We start from the raw sequence: 6,407 nt of genomic DNA on the forward strand, positions 1-6,407 counted from the left end.
GTGATCAGTGACCCATGCCCAATCCGCCGTCAACGGGAATGACGGCTCCAGTGATGTACGAGGCGTCGTCGGAGGCGAGGAACCGCACCGTCGCGGCGATCTCCTCCGGCTGCGCGTAACGGCCGAGCGGCACCTGCGAGACGATGCCCGCGCGCTGCTCGTCGGTGAGGACCTTCGTCATGTCGGTGTCCACGAAGCCGGGCGCGACGACATTGAAGGTGATGTTGCGCGAGCCCAGCTCACGGGCGAGCGAACGGGCGAACCCGACCAGCCCCGCCTTGGAGGCGGCGTAGTTCGCCTGCCCCGCCGAGCCGAGCAGCCCGACGACCGAGGAGATGAGGACGACGCGGCCCTTCTTGGCCCGCAGCATGGCCCGGTTGGCACGCTTGACGACACGGAAGGTGCCGGTGAGGTTGGTGTCGAGCACGGAGGTGAAGTCGTCCTCGGACATCCGCATCAGCAACTGGTCCTTGGTGACACCGGCGTTGGCCACCAGCACCTCCACGGGACCGTGCTTCTCCTCGATCTCCTTGTATGCCTGCTCCACCTGCTCGGCATCGGTGATGTCACACCGGACCGCCAGGCACCCCAGCTCCGTCAGCGCCTCGGGCGGCTCACCGGAGCGGTAGGTGATGGCGACCTTGTCGCCGTTGTCGGCGAAGGCGCGGGCGATGGCGAGGCCGATGCCCCGGTTTCCTCCGGTCACGAGAACCGAGCGGCTCAACGGATCAGCCTTTCCCTAGCGGTCTTGTATCGCTAGAAACCTATCGGCCCAGGTCCGTCCACCAGCACTCGCCCCCTGACAGCACCCGACGGCGGTCCCTGTTGGATCCCTACAGAATCGGCGCACCGCCCGGGTCCTCGCCCCGGCGTCACTCCCCGCCGTACAGACGCTCCAGCCCGACGAGCCTCGCGCCGCCAGCAGCGGTTCGCCGGGTCGGAGACCGTGCCGTACGACACATCGATCGGCAGCCCGCCGAGCGTCGCTCGAAGCGCGGCCCGCCGCTCTGCCGGGCGGGCGAGCGGGCGAGGGCGCTGTCCTGTGGCGATGTTCGCCTCCTGGCGACAGCAGATCCATCAGCAGCCGAAATCCCGTTGGGGAGTGGCGTTCCGGGCGGGCACAATCACCGCCATGTCACGCGAAGTCGAACGTCTGCTCGCCACTCTCGATCCTCTCCCCCACCCCGCGCGCCTGCGGCAGGCGGCCCTCGCCGCCCGGTCGTTCGCGGCGGACGGCGCGCTGGACTCCGTACTGGCGGAGCTGGACGGGCTCGGGCCTTACGAGCGGCGGCTCGGGGCGCTGCTCGCGCTGGCGGGGCGGCGGACGAAGTTCCTGGCGGCGCGGCTCGGCGACCCTGATCAGGTGGTCCGCGGCTGTGCGATGCGGGCCGCGCGGACGCTGCCGGTGCCGGACGGGGCGATCGAGGCGGCGTACGCGGACGCCTCGGAGGCGACGCGGCGCGGGCTGGCCCGGGTGGTGCTGGCCGGTCACCGGACCGCGTTGGCCGAGCGGTTGGTGGGGCGGCTGCGTACGGAGTGGGGGGACGCGGAGGCGGCCCGGCTGCTGCCCGCGTGCTCGGCGGGGTTCGTGGCGCGGCTGCTGCCGGAGCTCGGGCACGCCGTGGGGTCCTGGCCCCGGCTGGCCCGGAGCCATCCCGGTCCGGTGCTCGACCACGCCGAACGCGACCTCGCCGCGCGGCCGCACGACCAGCGTGACATCTGGTGGCGGCAGCACGGGGACGGGGTCGCCGCCGTCGCTTCCGTACGGCCCGAGGGGGTCCTCGCGCTGCTGGAGCGGTACGGTCCCGAGCTGTTGCCGGGGGCGTTGCGGGAGCGGCTGGGGGCGCTGGTCGCCGCCGACGCGGAGCGTACGGTCCGTGTGCTGATCTCCCTGGAGAGGGGTGCGCGGTACCCCAGGGCCGTACCACCGCCCGCCGTGCTGCGGCGTCTCGTACGGGCCGATCCGCCGTCCCTCACGGCGCTCGGCCGGCACTGGCTGAACAGCCCTCGCTACTTCGCCGGGCTGCTCAAGGCCGTACCGCCGCGCGGGCGCGGGGATTTCTTCGACGCGGCGACGGCGGGCATCGAGGTCCGGAGCGACCATGTGCTGCCCGTGCTGGAGCTGCTGCCGTACGAGCGCCGGTGGGCCGAGGTGCGCCGGTGGGTTCCCCGGGGCCGGGAGGAGGCCTGGTTCTGGGTCGACGTCCTGGAGCCGGCCGCCCGGGGCCCGGTCGCGGAGGCGCGGCCCGAGCTGCTCGCCGCGCTGCGGCGGCCCGATCCGGAGGACCGGGCGCTGGTGTGGCCGCTGCTGATCGCCAACGCCGCCGTCGAGGCCGCGGGGACGGGCGATCCGGCGGTGACGCACGAGCTGCTGGCGCTGATGGGCCGGCTGCGCAACGAGCAGGATCCGGTACGGGCCGCGGCCCTCGAAGCGCTCGCCGAGCAGCGGCCCGGTCTCTTCACCGCCGAGGACACGGGCCCGCTCGAACGGATCGTGCGGGACGCGCTGGAGGCCCGGGACAGCTCGCCGCGGACCAGGAACGCCGTGCGCCGCCTCGCCGTCGGTGTGCTGCGGGAGAACGCGGTACGGGCCGCCGACGGCGAACCGGCCCTCCTGGCCTGGGCGTTGCACGCGCTGGAGCGGCTCGCCGGGCATGTCGGCGCGGCCGATCTGGGCGCGCTCGACCGTACGCTGCGGCGCGGCCAGGAGCATCAGGTCTTCGAGGCGCTGCGGCCCTGGCTCGAGGCGGCCGGGGACAAGGCCGACTACCGTCCGCTCTTCGCGCTCACGGGTGCGCTCGGCAAGCGCGCGCACGGGATGGAGCCGCTCCAGGATCTGCTGGAGGAGGCGCTGAAGTACGGCGACGACGCCGCGTTCACGACCGCCGCGACCTACTGGCTGGCCCCGTCCGGAACGCGGCACGCGCGCGTGGAGCGCGTTCTCGCTCTCGAACCGTCCGCGGCCTTCCTGTACTCCGTACAGGAGGTTCTGACGTCCCGTCGTACGGATCTGCTGGACCCGCTGCTCGGTGACGCCCCGCCCTACGGGCGGTTCCAGAAGCGCGGCACCCGGCGTCCGCTGCCCGCCCTCGGGAATGCCGGCCGGTGGCTGCCGCGCCAGCAGGCCGCGGCGGTCGCGCTGGCGGCGGCCGTGGCCGGGGACGAGTCCCGGGCGCTGTACGAGCGTGCCGCCGCGATCACGGCGGCGGCTCCCCTGGACGTGCACGGGCGGGCGCTCGCACTGCGGTACGCGGACGCCCCGGAGGTGGTGCTCGCTGAGGCGGCGCTGGGCGCGCTGGTGTGGACGGGGCGGCCGGCGGAGACGCTGCCGCTGCTGCTCGGCCACGCCGGGGGCGACCGGGCGCGGGTCGCGGTGTACGCGGCGGGCCGGGCCGCGCGGTTCACCGCGCCGTCCGTGCTGGCCGACCGGCTCGGCGGGCCGCTGACCGCCGCCCGGGGCGTGAAGGTGACGAGCCGCAAGGAGGCGGTCCGGCTGGCGGCCCGGCATCTGCCCGCGCGCGGGGCGGCGGCCCTGCTGGCGACCGCGTACCGCGCTCCGGAGCAGCACCCGGACGTACGGGCCGCCGTGGTCGCCGCCGCCACCGAGCTGCTCGGCGAGGAGGAGGTATGGGCGGTGCTCACCGATGCCTCGCACGGGTCGCCGGATGCGCCGCAGGTGCTCCAGGCGCTGGTACGGGCCGCTCCCTGGTCGCTCGCCGAGGCGCACCGGCCCCGGTACGCGCGGCTGATCGGCGCGGTGTGCCGGGCCGCCGACGACGAGGCGGCGGTGGCCGCGCTTTCGGTCCTTCCGCGCTGGGCGGGGTACGCCCCGGAGTCGGCGGACTCGCTGGTCGGGACGGTCGGTGACCTGGACGGCCGGGCCCGCTGGCGGGCCGCCGCCGGGGCGCTCGCCGCCCTGGCGGTCTCCGGGCTGCCGCATCCGCTGGGCGGGGCGGCGCCCGGCAGTCTGTTCCACCGGGCGCTGGCGGACCTCCTCGCGGTGCACGCGGGCGAGGGCACGGACGCGGCGTACCGGACGGCGCCGGACCGGGATCTGCCCGCGCTCCAGCGGGTGCGGACGCTGCTCGGGAAGCTGCCCGTCGTTCTGCTCCCGAGCCTGCTGGAGGCCGGAGTCCCGGCGGTGCTGGAGGCCGTCGCCGAACAGCTCGTGGGCGAGCCCTCGTTCGTACCGGACCGCGCCGAACTGCTGTGCCGGCTGATCGATCTGGACGACGGTCCTGACGTACTCACCGCACAGCTGCGGGCGTTGGCCGGGGCGGCCGGGGGGCGGCCCGTGCTCGCTGCCGCGCTGGCGGCCCGGCTGGGCGGGCGCCGCTACGGCTACCGGCTGCCGCGGGAGCCCGCGACCGTACTGGCCGTCGCCGAGCGGTCAGCGGCCACCGGTGGGACGGCGGACGGGCTGCTCGCCGTGGCACTGGTGAAGGATGTCGGTCACGGACTCGGCTGGCCCGGCGAGTGGCGGACCGCGCTGCGCGCGCTGCGGCGGCATCCGGTGGCCGACGTACGGGACGCCGCGCTCGGCTTCGCCGTCGAACAGGAGTGAGAGTGGGCACAAAGACGTGTGGGGCGGTCGGAGTCGGCCGAGACAGATCTTCGCCGCCCGCGTTGTCAGTGCCGCGTGATTCACTGCGAGCAGCTGTCGTATCCCGAGAGACATGCCAAGAGACATGCCGAGAGTGAGAGAAGGGGAGGCATCCGTGCCCCACGAGGTGGATCAGTCGTTCCTGGCGCTGCCGCTACGGGCGCTCGCCGACGCCGCGCTGGCCCGCGCGCGGGCGCTCGGTGCCGAGCACGCCGACTTCCGGTTCGAGCGGGTGCGCAGCGCGGCCTGGCGGCTGCGTGACGCGAAGCCGGCCGGCTCGTCGGACACCACGGATGTCGGGTACGCGGTCCGGGTGGTGCACGGCGGCTCCTGGGGGTTCGCCTCCGGGGTGGATCTGTCGATGGACGCGGCGGCGCGGGTGGCCGGGCAGGCCGTGGCGATGGCCAAGCTGTCCGCGAAGGTGATCGCCGCCGCCGGTTCCGACGAGCGTGTCGAGCTGGCCGAGGAGCCGGTGCACGCCGAGAAGACCTGGGTGTCGGCGTACGAGACCGACCCGTTCGAGGTGCCCGACGAGGAGAAGGCGGCGCTGCTCGCGGAGTGGAGCGGGCGGCTGCTGCGCGCCGAGGGCGTGGCGCATGTGGACGCGTCGCTGACGACCGTCCATGAGAACAAGTTCTACGCGGACACCGCGGGGACGGTCACCACCCAGCAGCGGGTCCGGCTGCATCCGCAGTTCACGGCGGTCGCGGTGGACGGCAAGAGCGGCGAGTTCGACTCGATGCGGACGATCGCGCCGCCGGCCGGCCGGGGCTGGGAGTACCTCACGGGCACCGGCTGGGACTGGGACGCGGAGCTGGAGCGCATCCCCGGGCTGCTCGCGGAGAAAATGCGCGCGCCGAGCGTCGAGGCGGGGACGTACGACCTGGTGGTCGACCCGTCCAACCTCTGGCTGACGATCCATGAGTCGATCGGCCACGCCACGGAGCTTGACCGGGCGCTGGGGTACGAAGCGGCGTACGCGGGGACGTCGTTCGCGACGTTCGACCAGCTGGGCAAGCTGGCCTACGGCTCCTCGGTGATGAACGTGACGGGCGACCGCACCGCCGAGCACGGGCTGGCGACCATCGGGTACGACGACGAGGGCGTCGAGGCGCAGTCGTGGGACCTGGTGAAGGACGGCACGCTCGTCGGTTACCAGCTGGACCGCAGGATCGCGAAGCTGACGGGGCTCGGCCGCTCCAACGGCTGTGCGTACGCGGACTCGCCGGGGCACGTGCCGGTGCAGCGGATGGCGAACGTGTCGCTGCGGCCGGATCCGGGCGGGCTCGCGACGGAGGATCTGATCGGCGGGGTGGAGCGCGGGATCTATGTGGTCGGCGACCGGTCCTGGTCGATCGACATGCAGCGCTACAACTTCCAGTTCACGGGTCAGCGCTTCTTCCGGATCGAGAACGGCAAGCTGGCGGGCCAGTTGCGCGATGTCGCCTACCAGGCGACGACGACGGACTTCTGGGGCTCGATGGAGGCGGTCGGCGGACCGCAGACCTATGTCCTGGGCGGCGCCTTCAACTGCGGCAAGGCCCAGCCCGGCCAGGTCGCGGCGGTCTCCCACGGCTGCCCGTCCGCCCTGTTCCGCGGCGTCAACATCCTCAACACGACTCAGGAGGCCGGACGATGACGGCGACCACCTCACCCGGCCGGGGGTCCGGGGGTCGTCCCCCGGGACAGCACAGTCTCAACACGACTCAGGAGGCCGGACGATGACAACGACCACCACGCCCGGCCGGGGGTCCGGGGGTCGTCCCCCGGGACAGCACAGTCTCAACACGACTCAGGAGGCCGG

General features: G+C 73.9%; 3 protein-coding genes. 2 read left to right on the forward strand and 1 reads right to left on the reverse strand.

Going from position 1 to position 6,407, the window contains the following annotated elements:
- Nucleotides 1-4 precede the first annotated feature (4 nt).
- Nucleotides 5-724: a 3-oxoacyl-[acyl-carrier-protein] reductase gene (fabG, locus tag AB0389_RS36475; RefSeq protein ID WP_366399877.1), complete on the reverse strand. Its 720-nt coding sequence runs from the start codon at nucleotides 722-724 to the stop codon at nucleotides 5-7.
- A 408-nt stretch (nucleotides 725-1,132) separates the two neighbouring features.
- Here fabG and AB0389_RS36480 point away from each other — a divergent pair, with 408 nt between their 5' ends.
- Nucleotides 1,133-4,564 (forward strand): hypothetical protein, encoded by a 3,432-nt coding sequence (locus AB0389_RS36480; protein WP_366399878.1) that lies wholly within the window; start codon nucleotides 1,133-1,135, stop codon nucleotides 4,562-4,564.
- 154 nt (nucleotides 4,565-4,718) lie between these two features.
- Nucleotides 4,719-6,242 carry a TldD/PmbA family protein gene (locus tag AB0389_RS36485; protein WP_366399879.1) on the forward strand — a complete coding sequence of 508 codons (1,524 nt, stop codon included), beginning with the start codon at nucleotides 4,719-4,721 and terminating at the stop codon, nucleotides 6,240-6,242.
- Nucleotides 6,243-6,407: the final 165 nt, after the last annotated feature.

Source organism: Streptomyces sp. NPDC093109 (genome assembly GCF_040701725.1).
In the GTDB taxonomy this organism is placed as follows: domain Bacteria; phylum Actinomycetota; class Actinomycetes; order Streptomycetales; family Streptomycetaceae; genus Streptomyces.

Bases quoted from the DNA above. Each gene is read 5' to 3' on its own strand.
- AB0389_RS36480 (WP_366399878.1), top strand. From the start codon at position 1,133: ATGTCACGCGAAGTCGAACGTCTGCTCGCCACTCTCGATCCTCTCCCC.